This window comes from Kitasatospora sp. MAP12-44 (assembly GCF_029892095.1).
Taxonomy (GTDB): Bacteria; Actinomycetota; Actinomycetes; order Streptomycetales; family Streptomycetaceae; genus Kitasatospora.
Window position 1 is genome coordinate 4,997,030 of the sequence record NZ_JARZAE010000004.1, and the last position, 21,158, is coordinate 5,018,187.

The 21,158-nt window shown below is 71.6% G+C and carries 18 protein-coding genes and 1 tRNA gene; 16 read left to right on the forward strand and 3 right to left on the reverse strand.

Annotated elements, in window-relative coordinates; translation table 11 throughout:
* Positions 1–219: 219 nt before the first annotated feature.
* Positions 220–2,937 (forward strand): penicillin acylase family protein, encoded by a 2,718-nt coding sequence (locus P3T34_RS23385; protein ID WP_280667996.1) that lies wholly within the window; start codon positions 220–222, stop codon positions 2,935–2,937.
* 3 nt (positions 2,938–2,940) lie between these two features.
* On the opposite strand, the gene P3T34_RS23390 is transcribed toward P3T34_RS23385, so the two are convergent.
* The gene (locus P3T34_RS23390; protein ID WP_280667997.1) at positions 2,941–3,597 is read right to left on the reverse strand and encodes a 5-formyltetrahydrofolate cyclo-ligase; all 657 of its coding nucleotides are present in this window, start codon (positions 3,595–3,597) and stop codon (positions 2,941–2,943) included.
* A gap of 47 nt (positions 3,598–3,644) precedes the next feature.
* On the opposite strand from P3T34_RS23390, the gene P3T34_RS23395 reads away from it, so the two are divergent.
* The 8 genes from P3T34_RS23395 (at position 3,645) to P3T34_RS23430 (ending at position 9,843) form a co-directional block, all read left to right on the forward strand.
* On the forward strand, positions 3,645–4,454 hold the full coding sequence (locus P3T34_RS23395) for a GGDEF domain-containing protein (RefSeq protein ID WP_280667998.1): 810 nt from the start codon (positions 3,645–3,647) through the stop codon (positions 4,452–4,454).
* A 54-nt stretch (positions 4,455–4,508) separates the two neighbouring features.
* Complete coding sequence (gene galU, locus P3T34_RS23400; RefSeq protein ID WP_280667999.1) at positions 4,509–5,429, forward strand: UTP--glucose-1-phosphate uridylyltransferase GalU; 921 nt, start codon at positions 4,509–4,511, stop codon at positions 5,427–5,429.
* Between the two features lie 22 nt (positions 5,430–5,451).
* Positions 5,452–6,759, forward strand: a complete 1,308-nt coding sequence (glp, locus tag P3T34_RS23405; RefSeq protein WP_280668000.1) for a gephyrin-like molybdotransferase Glp — start codon at positions 5,452–5,454, stop codon at positions 6,757–6,759.
* A gap of 114 nt (positions 6,760–6,873) precedes the next feature.
* Positions 6,874–7,365, forward strand: a complete 492-nt coding sequence (gene moaC, locus P3T34_RS23410) for a cyclic pyranopterin monophosphate synthase MoaC (RefSeq protein ID WP_280668001.1) — start codon at positions 6,874–6,876, stop codon at positions 7,363–7,365.
* Positions 7,362–7,886: a MogA/MoaB family molybdenum cofactor biosynthesis protein gene (locus tag P3T34_RS23415; protein ID WP_280668002.1), complete on the forward strand. Its 525-nt coding sequence runs from the start codon at positions 7,362–7,364 to the stop codon at positions 7,884–7,886. The genes moaC and P3T34_RS23415 overlap by 4 nt, the downstream gene beginning before the upstream one ends.
* Complete coding sequence (locus tag P3T34_RS23420) at positions 7,883–8,509, forward strand: GNAT family protein (RefSeq protein ID WP_280672322.1); 627 nt, start codon at positions 7,883–7,885, stop codon at positions 8,507–8,509. Before P3T34_RS23415 ends, P3T34_RS23420 begins: the two co-directional genes overlap by 4 nt.
* A gap of 150 nt (positions 8,510–8,659) precedes the next feature.
* Positions 8,660–9,676 (forward strand): hypothetical protein, encoded by a 1,017-nt coding sequence (locus P3T34_RS23425; RefSeq protein WP_280668003.1) that lies wholly within the window; start codon positions 8,660–8,662, stop codon positions 9,674–9,676.
* Positions 9,677–9,769: 93 nt separating this feature from the next.
* Positions 9,770–9,843 (forward strand) — tRNA-Ala (locus P3T34_RS23430).
* Positions 9,844–9,922: 79 nt separating this feature from the next.
* Here P3T34_RS23430 and P3T34_RS23435 read toward each other — a convergent pair.
* A complete protein-coding gene (locus tag P3T34_RS23435) occupies positions 9,923–10,477 on the reverse strand; it encodes a hypothetical protein (protein ID WP_280668004.1) in 555 nt (184 codons plus the stop codon).
* Between the two features lie 240 nt (positions 10,478–10,717).
* On the opposite strand from P3T34_RS23435, the gene P3T34_RS23440 reads away from it, so the two are divergent.
* The 7 genes from P3T34_RS23440 (at position 10,718) to P3T34_RS23470 (ending at position 19,843) form a co-directional block, all read left to right on the forward strand.
* Positions 10,718–12,328 carry an MFS transporter gene (locus P3T34_RS23440; protein ID WP_280668005.1) on the forward strand — a complete coding sequence of 537 codons (1,611 nt, stop codon included), beginning with the start codon at positions 10,718–10,720 and terminating at the stop codon, positions 12,326–12,328.
* A 156-nt stretch (positions 12,329–12,484) separates the two neighbouring features.
* Positions 12,485–13,033 (forward strand): MarR family winged helix-turn-helix transcriptional regulator, encoded by a 549-nt coding sequence (locus tag P3T34_RS23445; RefSeq protein WP_280668006.1) that lies wholly within the window; start codon positions 12,485–12,487, stop codon positions 13,031–13,033.
* A gap of 114 nt (positions 13,034–13,147) precedes the next feature.
* A complete protein-coding gene (locus P3T34_RS23450; RefSeq protein ID WP_280668007.1) occupies positions 13,148–13,642 on the forward strand; it encodes a DUF1269 domain-containing protein in 495 nt (164 codons plus the stop codon).
* A 121-nt stretch (positions 13,643–13,763) separates the two neighbouring features.
* Positions 13,764–15,119 carry an FtsW/RodA/SpoVE family cell cycle protein gene (locus P3T34_RS23455; RefSeq protein WP_280668008.1) on the forward strand — a complete coding sequence of 452 codons (1,356 nt, stop codon included), beginning with the start codon at positions 13,764–13,766 and terminating at the stop codon, positions 15,117–15,119.
* On the forward strand, positions 15,119–16,618 hold the full coding sequence (locus P3T34_RS23460; protein WP_280668009.1) for a penicillin-binding transpeptidase domain-containing protein: 1,500 nt from the start codon (positions 15,119–15,121) through the stop codon (positions 16,616–16,618). Before P3T34_RS23455 ends, P3T34_RS23460 begins: the two co-directional genes overlap by 1 nt.
* A 101-nt stretch (positions 16,619–16,719) precedes the next feature.
* Entirely contained in the window at positions 16,720–18,183 is a 1,464-nt protein-coding gene (locus P3T34_RS23465) for a glycosyltransferase 87 family protein (RefSeq protein WP_280668010.1), read from the forward strand.
* 61 nt (positions 18,184–18,244) lie between these two features.
* Positions 18,245–19,843, forward strand: coding sequence for a N,N-dimethylformamidase beta subunit family domain-containing protein (locus P3T34_RS23470; protein ID WP_280668011.1), 1,599 nt, complete (start codon positions 18,245–18,247; stop codon positions 19,841–19,843).
* 182 nt (positions 19,844–20,025) lie between these two features.
* Here P3T34_RS23470 and P3T34_RS23475 read toward each other — a convergent pair whose 3' ends face one another.
* Entirely contained in the window at positions 20,026–21,135 is a 1,110-nt protein-coding gene (locus tag P3T34_RS23475) for a penicillin-binding transpeptidase domain-containing protein (RefSeq protein ID WP_280668012.1), read from the reverse strand.
* Positions 21,136–21,158 lie beyond the last annotated feature (23 nt).

Sequence of the window (21,158 nt, forward strand, 5' to 3'; positions counted from 1 at the left end):
GAGGTGTCGTTACTCAGTCTAACATTTTACCTATTCTTTTGATTACCTAGTTTTAGGGGAGCCCGCGCTGAGTCCTCAGAAGCTGCCGATAGGGTCCCAGTGGTTCCACCGTGGGCGTCCCCGGTGCACCCGCGCCACCTGAGTCGTCCTAATGTGGTGACCGGTCACGGCCGCCCAGCTGAATGTGACGTCGCCCTGCTCCCTGTCGCTAGGACCCAGATGCCCCGCTCGAAGAAGTTCCGGCGCGCTCGTCTGATCGTGCTCGTGCTGGCCGTACTGCTGGTGGCCGGCACCGCCACCGGCGGCTGGTACGCGGTGAACACTGTGCGCGCCTCGTTCCCCCAGCTCAGCGGGAGCATCAAGGTTGCCGGCCTGAGCGCCCCGGTGGATGTGAAGCGCGACGCCAACGGCATCCCGCAGATCTACGCCGACACCTCCGAGGACCTGTTCAAGGCCCAGGGCTATGTCCAGGCCCAGGACCGGTTCTGGGAGATGGACGTCCGGCGCCACATCACCTCCGGCCGGCTCTCCGAGATGTTCGGGTCGAGCCAGGTCCAGACCGACAGCTTCCTGCGCACCATGGGCTGGCACGACGTCGCCCAGCAGGAGTACGACACCCAGCTGTCGCCCGACACCAAGCAGTACCTGCAGGCCTACTCGGACGGCGTGAACGCCTGGCTCGCCCAGCACCCCGGCGGCGCCAGCGCCTCGCTCGAGTACACGCTGCTGGGCACGGTGAACGGCAGCTACAAGCCGCAGCCGTGGACCCCGGTCGACTCGGTGGCCTGGCTCAAGGCGATGGCCTGGAACCTCTCCGGCAACCTCCAGGACCAGATCGACCGCTCACTGCTGTCGCAGAACTTCACCCCGGACCAGGTCGCCCAGCTCTACCCGGCCTACCCGTACGACCGGAACGGCACGATCGTGCAGACCGGCACGGTGGGCTCGGACGGCACGTACAAGCCGCCGGCCTCGGCCGTCGGCCAGTCCGCGAGCACCACCCAGGCCGCCGCCGCGACCAACGCCCTGCTGCAGGGCCTGTCCGGCCAGGTCAGCTCGCTGCCGCAGATGCTGGGTCCGCAGGGCTCGGGCATCGGCTCCAACTCCTGGGTGGTGTCGGGCGACCACACCACCACCGGTGAGCCGCTGATGGCCAACGACCCGCACCTCGGCCCCGGGATGCCGTCCGTCTGGTACCAGATGGGCCTGCACTGCCGGGTGGTCAGCAGCAACTGCCAGTACGACACCACCGGTTTCACCTTCGCGGGGATGCCGGGCGTGGTGATCGGCCACAACCAGAACATCTCCTGGGGCTTCACCAACATGGGTGCCGACGTCGCCGACCTCTACCTGGAGAAGGTCACCGGCCCGAACACCTACCTCTACGACGGCAACAACGTGAACTTCACCACGCGCCAGGAGACCATCAAGGTCGCCGGCGGCCCCGACCACGTGATCACCGTCCGCACCACCAACAACGGCCCGCTGATCTCGGACCAGAGCACCGAGGAACAGAACGTCGGCACCTACGCGCCGGTCGGCAACGCCGCACCGGACCGCGGGACCAGCGGCTACGGCGTCGCGCTGAAGTGGACCGCGCTCACCCCCGGCAAGACCATGGACTCGGTCTTCGAGCTGGACCGGGCTGCCAACTGGAACGACTTCCGGGCGGCCGCGAAGGACTTCGCCGTCCCCGCGCAGAACCTGATCTACGCCGACACCAAGAACAACATCGGCTACCAGGCCCCCGGCGTGATCCCGATCCGCGGCCGCGGCGACGGCACCTACCCGGCCCCCGGCTGGGACTCGTCGTACGCGTGGAAGGGCTACATCGACTTCAAGTCGCTGCCCTACGTCTACAACCCGTCGTCCGGCTACATCGTCACCGCCAACCAGGCGGTCGTCGACCCGACGTACAAGTACCTGATCACCCAGGACTGGGAGTACGGCACCCGGGCCAAGGAGATAAGCGACCAGATCCAGGCCCGGCTGCAGAACGGCGGCCGGATCTCCCCCGACGACATGCAGTCCATCCAGTCGGACAACACCAGCGTGATGGCCAAGACCCTGGTGCCGCTGCTGCTGAAGGAGCAGATCAGCGACCCGTACGTGCGCCAGGCGCAGGACCTGCTGAAGGACTGGAACTACAACCAGGACGCCGACTCGGCCGCCGCCGCCTACTACAACGGCGTCTGGCGCCAGCTGCTGATCCTGGCCTTCGGCCAGAAGTTCCCGGCCAGCGTGCGGGCCCAGGGCGACTGCCTGCTGGTCCAGCAGAAGGTGGACGCCAACCAGCCCTCCAACTCGGTCGGCGGCGAGACCAAGATCGTCACCCAGTGCGGCACGCGCGACCCGAGCCAGGCCCAGCCGGACGGCGGCGACCGCTGGATGGAGGTGGTCCGCCAGCAGCTCGCCAACCCCAACAGCACCTGGTGGGACTACATCGACTCCAACCACCTGCCGCAGCACGGCCTGGACAACCTGCTCAAGGAGGCGATGAAGGACGCCCGCCAGGACCTCACCGCCCAGCTGGGCAAGGACATCTCCACCTGGAGCTGGGGCCGGCTGCACCCGCTGAACCTCAAGGAGCAGACGCTCGGCATCGACAACTCGTCGTGGGCCTCGGGCATCGTGCACCGACTGCTCAACCGCGGTCCGTACCAGCTCGGCGGCGGTTCGGCGGCGGTCAACGCCTCCGGCTGGACGGCGGCGGCCGGGTACCAGGTCGACTGGATCCCGTCGATGCGGATGGTGGTCGACCTGAGCGACTTCAACGCCTCGCGCTGGATCAACGTGGGCGGTGAGTCCGGCCACGCGTTCCAGGCCAACTACAACGACCAGACCGCCCTGTGGGCCCAGGGCAAGCTGCTGCCCTGGGCGTACTCCGCGGACGCGGTGGACAAGGCCACCAAGAACCGGCTGACCCTGACGCCGTAGCGCCTACGACCCGAACCGGTGCACCCCCGTCGGCGTGACGGCGGCGTGCACCGGTTGGTCGTGCGGCTCGGCCGGGACGTGCTCCAGCAGCTCGGCGTCGTAGAGCAGGGTGGCCAGCAGCGGCCGAGCCCCGGCCCGGGCCAGCCGGGCCAGCACCCGGTCGTAACTCCCGCCGCCGCGGCCGAGCCGCAGCCCGCGGCGGTCCACGGCGAGCCCGGGCAGCAGCACCAGCGAGGCCGTGCAGACCGCCGCCGGCCCCAGCCGCGGCCCGTCCGGCTCCAGCAGCCCGCGGCCGGCCGGGACGAGGTGCTCGGCGCCCCGGTAGGCGGCCCAGTCGAGGTCGTTGTCGGGCAGCAGGACGGGCAGCAGCACCGGGATCCCGCGCGCGTGCAGCAGGTCGAGCAGCGGCCGGGTGCCGGGCTCCGCGCCGACCGAGACGTACGCCGCCACCGGCCCGGACGCCGCCGACCCGGACGCCGCCGACCCGTCCGCGGGCAGCAGCGCCAGGGCCTGCTCGGCCAGCTCGGCCGCCACGCCCTCCCGCCATTCGGGGGAAAGCGCGCGGCGGTCCGCCAGAAGCCGTGACCTCAGGCCTGCCTTGTCGTTGTAGAGGGGATCGTCGTACAAGTCCTGCTCCTTGCTGTCCGCAGCCGTCGTCACGATCCTCCCTCGTCCCCGCGCCCGTACGAGAACCGGAAGGCGACCCGATGCCCACCCCCCTCCTGGTGCAGTCGCTGGCCCTGCTCAGTGCCCCGCTGGCCGGTGCGGCCGGTCTGCTCGGCCTGCGGCTGCGCCGCTCGGCGGGGGCCGGCGAGGGCCGCGAGTCCGGGCTGCGCGAGCGGCTGGCCGCACTGCAGAGCCGCTGCGAGGAGTTGGAGCTGCTGGCGGCGCGCGATCCGCTGACCGGCGTGTGGAACTACCGCCACCTCCAGATCACCCTGGAGCGTGAGATCGAGCGCTGCGCCCGGCCGCCGGCCGCCGGCAGCGGACCGGGCTCGCTGGCCGTGGTCCTGCTGGAGATCACCGGCTTCGACGCGGTCAACGCCGAACACGGACGCAGCCGTGGCGATGTGATGCTGCGTGAGCTGGCCCAGCGGCTCAGCGTGGAGATCCGCCGCTCGGACACCCTGGGCCGGTACGGCGGTACGGAGTTCCTGGTGGTGCTGCCGGACACCGCGGCGGCCGGCGCCGTCAAGGTCGCCGAGCGGCTCTGCTGGTCGGTCCGCCGGCACCAGCTGCTGGACCGGACGCCCGAGCTGTGGGAGCCCGCCCGCACGGTCCGGCAGGGCAATGGGCTGACCGCCGCCGCGGGCATCGCGGTACTGCCCGCCGACGGCGCGCACACCGCCCCGCTGCTGCGGGCCGCGGACCGGGCGCTGGCGTCCGCCAAGCGGCAGATTCCGCAGGGTGTGCACGGTAATCTGTCGGCTTGTGCCGGTTCTGGACCAGCAAGCCTGACCGGTCGCGCTGCCCGTAAAGTCGCTGTCGTGGCTGTGGCCGACGAGGTTCGTTCATAGGTGGTTAACCTCGCCCGCAGTCAGGGCGGTCATCTGCCTTAGTAAGGTCAACGCATGACGACGACGAAGAACCGCATGCCGGTCACCAAGGCCGTGGTGCCTGCGGCCGGCCTCGGCACCCGCTTTCTCCCCGCGACGAAGGCGACGCCGAAGGAGATGCTCCCGGTCGTCGACAAGCCGGCGATCCAGTACGTCGTCGAGGAGGCCTCGGCGGCCGGCCTCTCCGACATACTGATGGTGACGGGCCGCAACAAGCGCGCTCTCGAGGACCACTTCGACCGCGCCTACGAGCTGGAGGAGCTGCTCTCCCGCAAGGGCGAGGAGGACAAGCTCCGCCGGGTGCGCGAGTCGGTCTCGCTGGCCAACATGCACTACGTCCGCCAGGGCGACCCCAAGGGCCTGGGTCACGCGGTGCAGGTCGCCGAGCAGCACGTGGCGGGCCAGCCGTTCGCCGTCCTGCTGGGCGACGACCTGATCGACCCGCGCGACCCGCTGCTCTCCCGCATGATCGAGGTGCAGCAGGAGCTCGGCGGCTCGGTGGTGGCCCTGATGGAGGTCGAGCCCAGCCAGATCCACCTCTACGGCTGCGCGGCGGTCGAGCCCAACGGCTTCGGCAGCGACGTCTTCCACGTCACCGACCTGGTCGAGAAGCCCGACGCCGCGGACGCCCCGTCCAACTACGCCGTGATCGGCCGCTATGTGCTGGACCCGGCCGTCTTCGACGTGCTGAAGAAGACCGAGCCCGGTCGCGGCGGCGAGATCCAGCTCACCGACGCCCTGCGCACGCTGTCCATGCTGGGCCCGGAGGAGGGCGGCCAGGTGCACGGCGTGCTCTTCAAGGGCCGCCGTTATGACACCGGTGACCGCGCGGACTACTTGCGCGCTATTGTCCGGCTGGCGTGCGAGCGTGAAGACCTGGGCCCGGAGTTCCGCAGCTTCCTCAGGGACTTCGTGGGCACGGAGATGCAGGGCTGACGATCGGAAGGCGACGGTGGCGATGACCAGGTCTACGGAGAACACAGACGCCTGCGGGGCCGAGGCTCCGGGCCACCGGCTGTGGACGGTCGACGAGCACCTCGCCGACGTGCTGGCCGCCGTCGCCCCGCTGCCCGCGATCGAGCTGCAGCTGCTGGACGCCCAGGGCTGCCGGCTCGACGAGGACGTGGTCGCCACCGGTGACCTGCCTCCCTTCGACAACAGCTCGATGGACGGCTACGCCGTGCGCACCGCCGACACCGCCGGCGCGGACGACACCTACCCCTCGGTGCTCACGGTGATCGGCGAGATCGCGGCGGGCGCAGGCGAGCTGCCGAAGGTCGGCCCCGGCCAGGCCGCGCGGATCATGACCGGCGCTCCCGTGCCGCCCGGCGCCGAGGCGATCGCCCCGGTCGAGTGGACCGACGGCGGCACCGGCTCGGGCCTGGCCGCGATGAGCATGACCGCGCCGGTGGCCGACGAGGAGGTGCGGGTGCTGCGCGAGGTCGCGGCGGGCGCGCACATCCGCCGGCGCGGCAGCGACATCAAGGCCGGCGAGCGGGTGCTCGAGTCCGGCACCCGGCTCGGCCCGACCCAGCTCGGCCTGCTGGCCGCGATCGGCCGGGGCAAGGTGCTGGTCCGTCCGCGTCCGCGCGTGGTGGTCCTCTCCACCGGCAGTGAGCTGGTGCAGCCCGGCGAGCCGATCGGCCCCGGGCAGATCTCGGACTCCAACAGCTTCATGCTGACCGCCGCCGCCCAGGAGGCCGGCGCGATCGCCTACCGGGTCGGCGGCGTGCCGGACGACCCGGCCGTGCTGCGCGCCGTGCTGGAGGACCAGCTCGGCCGCGCCGACCTGATCGTCACCAGTGGCGGGGTCAGCGTCGGCGCGTACGACGTGGTCAAGGAGGCCTTCGCCACCCACGGCAGCGTCGACTTCCGGCGGCTGCGGATGCAGCCCGGCAAGCCGCAGGGCTTCGGGCGGATCGGCGCGGGCATCCCGCTGCTGGCGCTGCCCGGCAACCCGGTCAGCTCCTACATCTCCTTCGAGCTCTTCGTCCGCCCGGTGATCCGCACCATGCTGGGCGCCCCGGACGTGCACCGCCCGATCGTGCAGGCGCTCTGCGGGGCCGCGCTGCGCTCGCCGGCCGGCCGCCGGCAGTTCCTGCGCGGCTGGTACACGCCCGCCGACGGCACCGTCCAGCCGGTCGGCGGCGAGGGATCGCACCTGGTGGGAGCCCTGGCGCGGGCCAACTGCCTGATCATCGTCCCCGAGGACGAGGTGGCCGTGGCAGCCGGTACGACGGTCGACGTCGTCCTGCTGACGGACTGACAGCCGCCGCCCGCCGACCGGGCGCGAGTGCTCCGCTGGCGGACGGAGAGCGGACCGGCGGGCCCGGGGCGGTACGGTAGCGCGGTATTCACCCCGTTCTGCTGGAGTACTGACGTGACCACACCCCCTGGCGACCGCCTCACGCATGTCGACGAAACCGGCGCCGCCCGCATGGTCGACGTCTCCGAGAAGGCCACCACGGTCCGCACCGCCGTGGCGGCCGGCCGGGTCCGGGTCGCCCCCCGGGTGGTCGAGTTGCTGCGCGGCGAGGGCATGCCCAAGGGCGACGCCCTCGCGGTGGCCCGGATCGCCGGAATCATGGGTGCCAAGAAGACGCCCGAGCTGATCCCGCTCTGCCACCCGATCGCGATCTCCGGGGTGACGGTCGACCTGTCGGTCACCGACGAGGCCGTCGAGATCACCGCGACGGTGCGCACCGCCGACCGCACCGGCGTCGAGATGGAGGCCCTGACGGCCGTCGCGGTGGCCGGGCTGACCGTCATCGACATGGTCAAGGCCGTCGACAAGGGCGCCGCCATCGAGGACGTCCGGGTGCTGACCAAGACCGGCGGCAAGAGCGGCGACTGGTCGCGGGGCCAGGCATGAGGGCGCTCGCGGTGACCGTCTCCAACCGCGCCTCGGCCGGCGTGTACGAGGACAAGGGCGGCCCGCTGCTGGTGGCCGGGCTGAAGCGGATGGGCTTCGCCGTGGACGGACCGCGGCTGGTCCCGGACGGCGAGCAGGTCGAGGCGGCGCTGCGCGAGGCGGTGGCCGCCGGGTACGACGTGGTGCTGACCACCGGCGGCACCGGCATCTCGCCGATGGACCTCACGCCGGAGATGACGGCCCGGGTGATCAAGCGTCAGGTCCCCGGCATCGCCGAGGCGATCCGGGCCTACGGGCGGGAGAAGGTGCCGACCTCGGCGCTCTCCCGAGGCCTGTCCGGGCTCGCCGGGCGGACCCTGATCGTCAACCTGCCGGGCTCCACGGGCGGCGTCAAGGACGGTCTGGCCGTGCTGGAGCCGCTGCTCGCGCACGCCGTCGACCAGCTCGCCGGCGGGGACCACCCGCGCCCGCCCGCTGACGCGCCCGTTGACGCGCCCGTTGACGACCGGAGAACCCGCTGAGCGCCGGCTGGCCCGTCGAGCTCCGGGACGGCGAGGTCGTGCTGCGCCCGATCCGGTACCGGGACCAGAAGCCCTGGCAGGAGGCGAGCCGGCGCAATCGCGACTGGCTGCGCCGCTGGGAGGCCACCGTGCCGCCCGCCCCGCACGGCCGCGACACCGGACTGCGCCCGACCTACCGTCAAATGGTCCGCTATCTGCGCGCAGAGGCCTCGGCCGGTCGGATGCTGCCGTTCGTGGTGGAGCACCGCGGCGAGCTGGTAGGCCAGTTGACGGTCGGTGGAATCACCTGGGGCTCGATGTGCTCGGCCAATATCGGTTACTGGATCGACGAAGGAGTGGCCGGGCGCGGCATCATGCCGACCGCCGTCGCGCTCGCCGCCGACCACTGCTTCCAGTCGCTCGGCCTGCACCGGATCGAGGTCTGCATCCGCCCGGAGAACCGGCCCAGCCGCCGGGTGGTGGAAAAGCTCGGGTTCCGTTCCGAGGGAGTGCGTCCGCGCTATCTCCACATCGACGGGGACTGGCGCGATCACCTGGTCTACGCGCTCACGGTGGAGGAGATCCCCGAGGGGCTGCTGAGCCGCTGGCGGGCCTTCAATCCGGCCCGCTGGCTGGATAATTGAATAAGTGTTCGAATTTCATATCAATATGGCATCGCTGCCCCGGCAAGCGGTCACAAATACCGGCAAAATAGTCAGAGAATCAGCTTGATCATGCGACACGCCGCGCCAAATTGCTGCCCGGCCTTCCCCTACGCCCGTACGGTGTGAAACGTGAGCAGTAGCGGCCTCATCTACGCGGTCATCGTAGGGGCCTGGGCTGCCTATCTGGTGCCCATGTGGCTCCGCAGGCAGGACGAGCTCAACGAAGCGCGCCCGACCGAACGCTTCAGCACCGCCATCCGCCTGCTTGCCGGGCGGTCGGCGATGGAGCGGCGGGCGTCCCGGGCCCTGATCGACAACCCCTCCCCTGACGACGCGTCGGACCCCGAGTCGCCCCCCGTGGCGACAGTGGTCGGTGACGCGGCGCACTCTGACGACCCGTCCCGCGGCGGCGTCCCCGAGGCGTCGGCCCCGGCGACGCCGGCCGCCCCGCCTTCCCCCCGCGGGGACCGGCGCGCGCAGCTGCTGGCCCGGCGCCGGCGGATGGTCACGGTGCTCTTCCTGGCCTTCGCGGTGGGCGCGGTCGTCGCCGCCGTCGCGGGCTTCGACTTCCTGTGGGTACCGGGGCTGCCGGCGCTCCTGCTCACCCTCTACATCGGCCATCTGCGCCGCCTGGAGCGCCAGCGCTACGAGGTGAAGCTCGACCGCTCCCGCGCGGCCCAGGCGGCCCAGCGGCTGCGCGAGCGCGAGCAGGCCCGGTCGGCGCTCCGGTCGGCCGACGCGTTGCCCGTGCCGGCCACCGAGGGGCGCTCGCATCTGCGGGTGGCCTCGGCGCCGGAGGCGTCCTCCTCGTCCTCGCTCGGCGCTCCGCCCTCCCAGCAGGCCCTGGTGGAGGCCACCGACCACGAGGAGTGGGTCGACGGCCTGCGGGAGCGCGCCGCGGCCGGTCCGGACTCCTGGGAGCCCGTGCCCGTCCCGCTGCCGACGTACGTCACGGCGCCGGTCGCCCCCCGGGTCACCCGCGGACTCGACCTGACCGCCCCCGGCACCTGGAGCTCCGGCCGCCCGGCCGAGGCCCGCCGCACCCCGCTCTTCGACCAGTACGAGGAGTCGGCCCCCAGCGCCGAGCCGCGGTCGGCCCGGTCCGACGACGACTACGCTCCCCGCCCCCGCGCCGCCAACGAGTGACCGCCCGCCCCCATCGCCCCCGGTCAGCACCGTCGGCGCCGATCGGGGGTGGTCACAACCCCCCTCCAGAAGGTGCTAGAGTTTCATCTCGTTGGGGCTGTGGCGCAGTCCGGTAGCGCACCTCGTTCGCATCGAGGGGGTCAGGGGTTCGAATCCCCTCAGCTCCACCCAACACAGAGGCCCGATCGGTGAAAACCGGTCGGGCCTCTGTCGTTTGTGCGGGTGGTGCGGCGTGCTGACGGGTTGTCAGAGGCCGAGGGTGTGGGCGCGGGTGGCGGCCTGGGTGAGCAGGTGGTGGATGTCCGCCTGGCGGGTGGTGGGGCGGTCGTTGTACTCGTCGGGGGAGTGAGTGGGGCGGCCGGTGGCGTGCAGGACCTCCATCACCTGGGCGCGGGCGGTCAGCACGGTGTCGGCGGTGCCGTAGCCGTGCGCGAGGACGGCGGCCTGGGCGCCGAGGAGGCAGACCCGGCCGCCGGCGTCCCACATCGCGCCCTGCAGCCAGCCGGCGGTGCTCAGGTAGCGCGAGGCTAGCCGGAGGTGGTCAGCGGCGCTGACCGGGACCGGGCGGGCGGGGCGGCGGATGATCCGGTCGAGCAGGGTGGTGCGCGGTGCGGGGTGGCCGGCGTTCCAGAGCTGCAGGGTGCTGCCGAGCGGGCAGATGTACGGGGGCGCGATCCGGGCCGGTGCGGGGAGCGAGGCGAGGTAGGCCTCGATCTCCGCGACCAGCCCGGAGCCGTCCAGGGCGCGGGCGAGCCGATCCGCCGTGAGCGGGGTGAGAGCGGTGAGTGTGGCACGGGGCACGGGGGCCTCCATTTCCGCTTTGTCCTGATTAGTGCTCATTTCGTTGATAGCCGAAGAGCACCGCGGCAGGCGCCAGTGACGAGCGGAACGCAGGACGTGTCGGGTCGGCGGGGGCCATCGGGTCCGCATCCCGGGCGTGCCTTGACAGCCGATGGGGGGATCACTAGCGTCCTAGATAATCGAAAATTCGACGATTTATTTCGCGATCGTCAACCATCCGATCGTCTGAGGGGCTCTGTCATGTCAACCGCCCAGGTCGCCACCGATCCACCCGCCGACTCCCTGACGCCTGCCGCCCCGGCGGGCCGGGCCGCCTCGGGCGGCCGCTGGTGGACGCTCGGCATCGTCTCGATCGCCACCTTCATGCTGATGCTCGACCTCACCGTGGTGAACGTCGCGCTGCCCGACCTGCGGACCTCGCTGGGCGCCGACTTCTCCGCACTGCAGTGGGTGCTGGACGCCTATGCGCTGACCCTGGCCGCCTTCCTGCTCACCGGCGGCTCGCTGGCCGACCGGCTCGGCCGCAAGCGCGTCTACGGTGTGGGCTTCGCGATCTTCACCGCGGCCTCGCTGGCCTGCGGCGCGGCGCAGGGCATCGTCGCCCTCAATGTGGCGCGCGGTGTGCAGGGCGTCGGCGCGGCGGTCCTCTTCGCGGTCGGCCCGGCGCTGATCGGCCAGGAGTTCCGGGGCAAGGACCGGGCGATGGCGTTCGGCGTCTTCGGCGGGGTCTCCGGCCTGGCCATCGCCTTCGGACCGCTGATCGGCGGGGCGCTCACCGACGGGATCGGCTGGCGCTGGATCTTCCTGGTGAACGTCCCGATCGGCATCGCCGCGATGGTGCTCGGCGCCCTGCGGATCAGCGAGTCCCGCGACCCGTCGGCCCACCGGGTGGACTGGGCGGGCCTGGTCGTCTTCTCGGCGGCGCTGACCCTGCTTGTCCTCGGCTTCCTGCGTGGTGAGAACCAGGGCTGGGCGAGCGCGCCGATCGTCGGGATGTTCGTCGGCGCGGCCGTTCTGCTGGTGCTCTTCGCGCTGATCGAGCGGCGGCTGGGCGAGGCGGCCATGCTCGACCTCGGGCTCTTCCGCAACGTCACCTTCATCGGCATCTCGGTGACCACCCTGCTCGCCAACGCGGCGGGGATGTCCGCGATCTTCCTGCAGGTCTCCTATATGCAGAACGTCCTGGGCTTCTCGCCGCTCGCCACCGGCGTGCGCTTCCTGCCGCTGACGCTGACCCTCTTCGTCGCGGCAGCGGTCACCGGCAGCCTCACCGTGAAGGTCCCGCAGCGGCTGCTGGTCGGCATCGGCACCGGGCTGATAGCCGGCGGGCTCTTCCTGATCACCCTGGTCCACCCGAGCAGCTCCTGGACGGCGATGCTGCCGAGCATGCTGGTGACCGGTCTGGGGATGGGCATGTTCAACCCGCCCCGCAGCTCGCTGGCCATCGGGGTGGCCGAACCGGCCAAGGCGGGGATGGCGGCCGGGATCGGCGAGACCTTCCAGCAGGTGGGCATCGCGGTCGGCATCGCCGGCTTCGGCGCGCTCTTCCAGCACCGGGTGGCGGACGCCTTCGCGACCTCGCCCGCCGGTGCGCAGCTCGGGGCGCAGGCACGGCAGGCCGGCAAGGCCGTCGCGGCCGGCGCCGGGAACCAGCTGGCCACGACGGTGCCGAGCGCCCTGTCCGGCGCCGTCCGCAGTGCGGCGCGGGAGGCCTTTGTGCACGGGCTGTCGGACGTGCTGGTGGCCGGCGGCGCGGTGGCGGCGGTCGGCGCGGTGGTCGGCTTCCTGTTCATCCGCACCCGCGACCTGCACGAGAGTGCGCTGGCCGGTGCGGAGGGCGGCGGGCACTGACGTCCGGAGCGCGGTCACCGGGCCGGGCGGACCGCGTCGGCCCGGTGATTGTTCCCTTCAGCGTTGAAAACGCCGATGATAGATTTTTGAAGAGTTCACGGGACAGCGGCAGTACCGGCCAGGATCCCCGGACTCCCGATGGATGGGAGACCCCCGATGGGCCGCAAGAGCCTGGCAACCGTCGAGAGCGCCACCGGCGGCGCACCCGCCGCCACCTCTGCCGCAGCCGACCCGGCGGAGCCGGCGTCGGGGACCCCGCGCCCGGACTTCCCGCTGGCGGGCCACACCGGCGTGCTGCTGCACAAGGCCGGCCTGCTGATCCAGGAGGAGGTCGACCAGGCGCTGGCCGCCCAGGGCTTCCGCTTGCGGACCTTTATGGTGCTGGCCACGCTGGCCGGCGGGGCCGAGCTCTCGCAGCAGGACCTCAGCCGGGTCGTCAGCCTGGACCCCACCACGATGGTGGCGCTGATCGACGAGCTGGAGCAGGCCGGCCAGGTCGAGCGGCGCCGCAATCCGGCCGACCGCCGCCGCTACATCCTGGGCCTGACCGAGGTGGGCCGCCGGGCGATGGCCGAGGCCGAGGTGGTCGCCAGCGAGGCCGAGCGGCTCTTCTTCGCCCGGCTCCCGGAGGGCCGTCGCGAGCTGCTGCACGACATGCTCGGCACCCTGCTGGAGAACCGCTGGCCGAGCGCCGTCTGCAACTGACCGCTCAGGGGCGGCGGCTGCGGCAAAACCGGACACACCGGGATGAGAGCCGATAAATGGCGGATCCTCACTACGGTGGTCCCGTCAGCTCGTTGAGCCGAAAGGACCCCGCAGATGAGCAACCTGTTCGCGATCTCCTACCCGAACCTCTCCACCGCCCAGCAGGTGCGTGACGAGGCGATCGCGCTGCAGAAGCAGAAGTTGATGGACCTGGAGGACGTCGTCGTCGTGGAACGCCGCGACGACGGCAAGATCAAGCTGCACCAGGCCGGCAGTACCACCGGCCTGGCCGCGGCCTCCGGGGCGCTCTGGGGCGGGGTCATCGGGCTGCTCTTCTTCATGCCGTTCCTCGGGGCGGCGATCGGCGGCGCCACCGGTGCGGCGGTGGGGGCTGCCACCGACATCGGCGTCGACGACAACTTCATGCGCCAGATCGCCGAGAAGCTCCAGCCGGGCAGCGCCGCGGTCTTCCTGCTGGTGCGCTCGGCCACTGCCGACAAGGTCGTCCCGGCGCTGGCCGGTTACGGCGGGGAGATCCTGCAGACCTCGCTCTCCCGCGAGGCCGACGAGCACCTGCGCGAGGCGATCAAGGCCGCTCAGGGCGGCTGAGCCGGAGTCCGTTGACGCCTGTGGGGCAAGGTCGGTGACCTAAAGTCAGTATAAATAGGACATTCGGGTACAATAATCCGCAGCCCGGAGACCTGTAACCCGACAGAACGGCCCACCGCCCATGGCCACTCCCTCTGCCACGGCGGACTCGCCGCGTCCGGCGCCGGCTGTCGCGGTCAGGTCCGGACGCAACGTCGAACTGCTGCTGGCGCTGGCCGCGGTCGCCATCGTGGTCTTCGGCTACGTCGAGGTGGGCGTCAACATCGACGGCCGGGCGCCGTCGGACGCGGCCCTGTACGGGGCGGCGCTCGGCGGCCTCGCGCTGGCAGCGCACGGGGTGATCCGCTGGAAGGCCCGGTACGCGGACCCGCTGCTGCTACCCATCGCGCTGCTGCTGAACGGCATCGGACTGGTCGTCATCTACCGGCTCGACCGGTCCACCCCGGAAAGCCAGGTGGCCCCCAACCAACTGCTCTGGTCGGCCCTGGGAGTGCTGCTCTGCCTGGCGGTGATCGTGGTCCTGCGCGACCACCGGATCCTGCAGCGCTACGCCTACATCGGCGCCCTGGTCGCGCTGGTGCTGCTGATCCTGCCGATCTTCTTCCCGCCGATCTACGGCTCGCGGATCTGGATCACCATCGGCCCGTTCTCGCTGCAGCCGGGCGAGTTCGCCAAGATCCTGCTGGCGGTCTTCTTTGCCGCCTACCTCGCCGTGCACCGCGAGACGCTCGCGCTGACGGGTCGGCGGATCTGGCGCTGGGAGCTGCCGCGGCTGCGGGTGATCGGCCCGGTGCTGCTGGTCTGGGCCGCCTTCGTCGGCGTGCTCTTCCTGGAGACCGACCTCGGCACCTCGCTGCTCTTCTTCGGTCTGATGGTCGTGATGCTGTACGTGGCCACCGCCCGCAGCGGCTGGATCACCCTCGGCCTGCTGCTCGCCGCGGTGGGTGCCGTCACGGTCGGCTGGCTGGAGCCGCATGTGCACAGCCGGGTGGTGGACTGGCTCAACCCGCTGGGCAGCATCGCCGCGGGCCAGGGTGCCAACCAGATCGCCCAGTCGCTGTTCGCCTTCGGCGCGGGCGGGTTGCTCGGCGCCGGTCTCGGGCTCGGCCACTCGCTGCTGATCGGCTTCGCCGCCAAGTCCGACTTCATCCTCGCCACCATCGGCGAGGAGCTCGGGCTGGTCGGCCTGCTCGCCCTCCTCCTGCTGTACGCCCTGCTGGTCTCCCGGGGGATCAGCACCGGGATCGCGCTGCGTGACCCGTTCGGCCGACTGCTGGCGATCGGGCTGGCCGCACTGATCGCGATTCAGGTCTTCGTGGTGGCAGGCGGAGTGCTCGACCTGATCCCGCTGACCGGTCTGACGCTGCCGTTCATCGCGCAGGGCGGCTCCTCGGTGGTCACCAACTGGATCATCATCGCCCTGCTGGTCCGGATGAGCGATCTCGCCCGACGTCCGCTGCCCACCGAGGAGGCCTGATGGCCCGGTCCAACAAGCTCCAGCGCCGCCACGGAATTTCGGTCACCGGCCGCCGGGCCGGTCTCTTCTGCCTGCTGCTGATCATCGCGCTGGCCGTCCAGGCCACTCGGATCCAGGTCTTCCAGGCCAAGGCCTACGACGACAACGCGGCCAACCAGCGGCAGGCGATCGCGCGTTACTCCCAGCCGCGCGGCAACATCCTGGTCGGCGCCACCCCGGTCACCGGCTCCGCGCCCACCGGCGGCCGCTACGACTACAAGCGGACCTACCCCGACGGCTCGCTGTACGCCGCCGTCACCGGCTACTCCTCGCAGATCTACGGAAACACCCAGCTGGAGGGCACCGAGGACAGCCTGCTCTCCGGCACCGACAACCGCCTGGCCGGCTGGGCGCTCTGGGACGAGATCTCGCGCAAGCAGAACCCCGGCGGCGACGTCTACACCACCATCAGCCAGGCCGCCCAGCAGGCCGCGATGCAGGGCCTGGGCAACCAGAAGGGCGCGGTGGCCGCGATCGAGCCGAGCACCGGCCGGATCCTCGCGCTGGCCAGCACCCCCTCGTACGATCCGGGGAGCTTCGCGGGCTCTTCCAGCAGCGACCAGAACGCCTGGAACGCGCTGCAGGCGGACGGCGACCAGCCGATGCTCAACCGGGCGCTGCGGCAGACCTACCCGCCGGGCTCGACCTTCAAGGTGGTCACCGCCGCCGCCGCGCTGGCGAACGGCACGGTCAGCGACATCAACGCGCCCACCGGCGCGCCGTCCCCGTACGTCCTGCCGGGCACCACCACCCCGCTGGTCAACGACACCAGCTCGTGCGACCAGCCGAACCTCTCGCTGGACACCTCGATGGTGCTCTCCTGCAACAGCGTGCTGGGCTATCTGGGCGCCCGGACGGGCCTGGACAAGATGGTCTCGATGGCGGAGAACTTCGGCTTCAACGACCCGAAACTCGACATCCCGGTCCGGGCCGCCCGCAGCAACTTCGACACCTCGATGGACCAGTCGCAGGTCGCGCTCTCCTCGATCGGCCAGTACGACACCGCGGCCACCCCGCTGGTGATGGCGATGGTGGCGGCGGGCGTCGCCAACAACGGCACGGTGATGTATCCACAGCTTGTGGACAAGCTGACCAAGTCCGACGGCAGCTCGGTCCAGGTCATGCACCCCAGCACCTACAAGCAGGCGGTCAGCCCGGCGGTGGCCGGTCAGCTCCAGCAGCTGATGGTCGATGTGGTGCAGAACGGCACCGGCAGGAACGCCCGGATCGGCGGCGCCACGGTGGGCGGCAAGACCGGAACGGCCCAGCACGGAGTGGGCAATTCCGGTACTCCGTACGCGTGGTTCATCTCCTGGGCCAAGCCCTCGGGATCCGGTGCCGTTGCGCCGGTAGCGGTGGCCGTGGTGATTGCGGACAGTAACGCCACGGACGTCACCGGCGGGGGCCTGGCCGCGCCGATCGCCAAATCCGTGATGCAGGCCGTGCTCCAAGATCACTGACGGTTGCCACCACGGCCGATCGCCCTACCTGGTGGCAACCGCTCTTGGCTAGCCCCTGCGGTGTGAGGACAGGGAGTGCCCACCGGCCATAACCTTCCCCCATGGTGACCACCCGTACCTCTGGAGCGCCCCGCCGTCGTGGCCGCTTCGGTCGTCGACACAGTGCCCAGCCGCACCCCGGCCGGGCCGTCCGGCATCCGGGTGGTGCGCACCCGATCGGTCAGCGGCAACTGACCGGTGCGGACCGGGACGTGCTGCGGGAGATCCCGCGGCAGCGGGACCTCACCGGCCCGGACCACGGCCCGTCCGACGCCTCGCGGACGCCGCGGGTCGAGCGGATCGGTGCCAGACTGGCCACCGTGGTCGACCGGCGCGCCGTTCATCTGATCGGCTGTCTGATCGCGGCGGGTTGGGCGGCTGCCTTCCCGCTGGTCTCCAACCTGCCCAACCAGAAGCTCTGGGGCGCCGTCGCGGCCCCCGCCTATCTGCTGGCGGGCCTGGCCGTCTGTACGCTGCCGACCCGCTTCGCGGGCCGGGTGGCGGCCGGGATCGCGCTGGTCGGCGCTGTGCTGCTGCCGCTGGGCGTGCTGGCCGCGCAGGGGCGCCACCAGTCCGAGGTGATGGTGGTCGAGCGCTCGGCGCAGCTGCTGCTGCACACCGGCAGCCCGTACCTCGCCCAGCCGGAGCGGGTCACCGACTTCAACCCGTACCTGCCCGCCATGGCGCTCTTCGGCATGCCCCGGGCGCTGCTCGGCTCGGGCAACCCGGTCACGATGGTGCTGGGGGACGCGCGGATCTGGTTCGCGCTCACCTTCCTGGGGTGCCTGGTTGTCAGCTGGCGGCTGCTCAGACCGGCGCGCACGTACTCGCCGCTGCTGCCGCTGGGGGTGCTCACCGGCTCGCCGCTGATCGCGCTGACCCTGGCGGTCGGCGGGGTGGACCTGCCGCTGATCGGCGTCTGCTGCCTGGCGATGGCGCTGGCCGCCCGGGACCGGACGATCGCGGCCGGCCTGGTGCTGGCGCTGGCCTGCACACTCAAATGGACGGCCTGGCCGGCCCTGCCGGTCGCCGTCCTGCTGGTCTGGCGGCTCTACGGGCGCCGGCCGGCCGCCCGCACCGCGCTGACCGGCCTGCTCGCCGCCGGGGCCGTGATCCTGCCGTTCCTGGTGACCCAGACTCAGCAGTTGAAGGATCAGGTGGTCCGGTTCCCGCTCGGCCTGGCGGCCGTTCAGACCCCGGCGGGCAGCCCGCTGCCCGGCAAGGTGCTGGCGGACCTCGGCCCGGTCGGGCACACCATCTCGCTCGTCCTGCTGGTGCTGGGCGGCGCGGCGGTGGCGGTGCGGCTGGTTCTGCGGCCGCCGACCTCGGCGGTGGCCGCCGCCGATCTGCTGGCCGCCGGGCTGACGGTGGCCTTCATGCTCGCGCCGGCCGGGCGTTTCGGGTATCTCGCGCTGCCGGCCGTGCTGGCCATCTGGCCCCGACTGGCGGCCCGCAGCTGGACCGGTCGCCGGCGGTCGTCGGCGCCGGCCGCCGATGAGGACGCCGGGGTCGCCGTCCCCTCATAAGTGATGATGGGCTAAGACTTTGAGGAGCCAGACCTGATTCCGAGGCGACAAGGAGCCCCGCATGGCCGAGCACAAGTCCCCCGGAAGCAGGCGACCGGGGCGGCGCCGGTTCCTCGGACTGGCCGGTGCGGCGGCCGCGGGGGCGGCCGGTCTGGCGGCCTGCGGTATGAGCGGCAGCACCACCTCGACGGCGGCGGCCGGCAAGGAGTCCCCGGGCGGCGGCGCGGCCCCGGCGGCGTCGGCCACGGCGGGCCCGCAGGGCGAGGCGGCCAAGCCCGGCAACGCCGACTGGCGGATCACCAACGCCGGACCGGACCGGGCGATCGAGGGCTGGGCCGACAAGGTCAGCGTCCTGCCGGGTGACAGCGTCGCGCTGCACGTCTCCACCACCGCTCCCGGCTTCAGGATCTCCGCCTACCGGATGGGCTGGTACGGCGGGGCCCGGGCCCGCCTGGTCTGGCAGTCCGGCCCGCTGCCCGGCGCCAAGCAGCCTGCCGCGGCCGTCGACAAGAAGACCCGGATGGTCTCCACCAGCTGGGCCAAGACCACCGACGTCGACACCACCGGCTGGCCCGAGGGCAGCTACCTGCTGCGGCTGGACGCGGACGGAAACGCCGGCCAGCGCTATGTGCCGCTGACCGTCCGCTCGGCGAGCACGGCCGGCAAGACCGTGGTGGTCAACGCCGTCAGCACCTGGCAGGCGTACAACCTGTGGGGCGGCTACAACCTCTACAACGGGCCGAGCGGCGGCTACCCGACCCGCTCGCTGGTGGTCTCCTTCGACCGCCCGTACCAGGACTACGACGGCGCCGGCCTCTTCCTGGTCTACGAGGCGCCGCTGATCGCGCTGGCCGAGCGGCTCGGCCTGCCGCTCGCCTACACCACCAACGTCGACGTGGCCGCCGACGCCAACCTGCTCAGCGGCGCCCGCGCCGTGCTGTCGCTCGGCCACGACGAGTACTGGTCGCCCGAGCAGCGCGCCAATGTCACCGCCGCCCGCGACGCCGGGACGAACATCGCCATCCTGGGCGCCAACTGCTGCTTCCGTAGGGTGCGCTACGAGGCCTCGGCGATCGGGCCGAACCGTACGGTGGTCTGCTACAAGACCTCCTACAAGGATGACCCGGGCTTCGCCGCCGGCCACCCGCCGACCAACGACTACCGGGTCGCCCCGGGCGCCGACCCGGAGAGCTCGCTGCTGGGCGTGATCTACGACGGCTACCCGGTGGACGCGCCGTACGTGGTCACCAACCCCGGCCACTGGCTCTTCGCCGGCACCAACGTGCAGGCGGGCGACAGCTTCCCGCACCTGGTCGGCGTCGAGTACGACCGGGTGAACACCGGCTGGCCCACGCCCAAGCCGATCGAGATCCTGGCGCACTCCCCGGTCGTCTGCGAGGGCCGCAAGAGCTTCAGCGACAGCGCGTACTACACCACCCCCAGCGGCGCCGGGGTCTTCGCCAGCGGCACCATGCGCTGGGTGGAGGCGCTGGACGCGACGGGCGACGGCTCTTCGGGGGACGACCACTCGATGGACGCCAAGGCCGGGGCGCTCACCCAGAAGGTGACCGAGAACCTGCTGCGGGCCTTTGCCACCGGCCCGGCCGGCACCGCTCACCCGGCCCAGGACAACACCGCCGCGGTCTACGGCAAGCACTGACCTATGACCGCCCGGCACATGGTGGGCGGCGTCGCGACGCCCGGGCTGTCGCCTGGACGGCTTCTCCTCAGTCGCCAATGCTCCGCAGTGGCTCCTTCGTCGGCACCGCCCAGACTCGGCCCGGACGCCGCTCCTTCCTCCACCCACCATGTGCCGGGCGGTCTAAGCCGGTCTGCCCGGACTCAGCCCGCGTTGCCGACCTTGAGCACCTCGGCCGCGGCCGGGGCCGCCGCGTCGGCGCCGAAGCCGCCGCCGACCACCTCGACGGAGACCGCCAGGTTGTCGCGGAAGGCGGTGAACCAGCTGTTGTCGGGCTTGCCGGTGACCTGGGCGGTGCCGGTCTTGGCGCCGATCTGGCCGCTCAGCCCGGCCATCGCCTTGGCCGCGGTGCCGTCCAGGCTCGCCTGGGTGGTGCCGTTCATCAGGGTGCGCAGCTTGGCCAGCACGTCCGGGGAGAGCTGACGGGCGGCGGCGATCTGCGGCAGGCCGGCGACCAGGATCGGCTGCTTGAAGGTGCCGTTCTGCACGGTCGCCGCGACCGAGGCCATCGCCAGCGGGTTCATCACCACATTGCCCTGGCCGATGTACTCCACGGCCGTCTCGGCCGGGCTCTGACCGGCCGGCGGGACCGAACCGTCGGCGCTCGGGAAGCCGGTCTTCCAGGCCGGGCCGATGCCGAAGACGTCCTGCGCGGTGGCGGCCAGCGTGCCGGACTTGAGGGTCGCGGTCGCCTGCTTGATGAAGGCGGTGTTGCAGGAGATCGCGAAGTCGTGGGCGAAGGTGAAGTCCAGGTGGTCGCCGTCGAAGTCGTTCTTGATGGTCTGGCCGGCGGCGATGGTGGCCGGGCAGGGCATGGTCGCGTTCGGGTCGATGCCGGCCTCGAGGAGGGCGGTGGCGGTGATCACCTTCATCGTCGACCCGGGGGCGTTGCGGCCCTGGAAGGCGGTGTTGAAGCCGCCCGCGGGCGCGTTGGCGACGGCCAGGATGTTCCCGGTGCTCGGCTCGATGGCCACCGCGCCGGCGGGCTTGTTGCCCTTGGCGTACTGCTCCTTGACGGCCTGCTCGGCGGCGGCCTGCAGGGTGGCGTCGATGGTCAGCTTCAGCGGCTTGCCGGGCTTGGGGTCGGTGACGGTGAAGAGCGGCTGGGCCGCCTTCTTGCCGCTGCTGTCGGTGATCACCACGGCGCTGCCCGCGTCGGCCGGGTCGCCGCTGGGCGCGCCCTGCTGGTACTTGAGCAGGATCTGGGAGAGCGAGGGGAAGCTCGCCAGCGACTTGTTGTTGCGGTCGACCACCGAGGTCGGCGGGCGAGAAGACG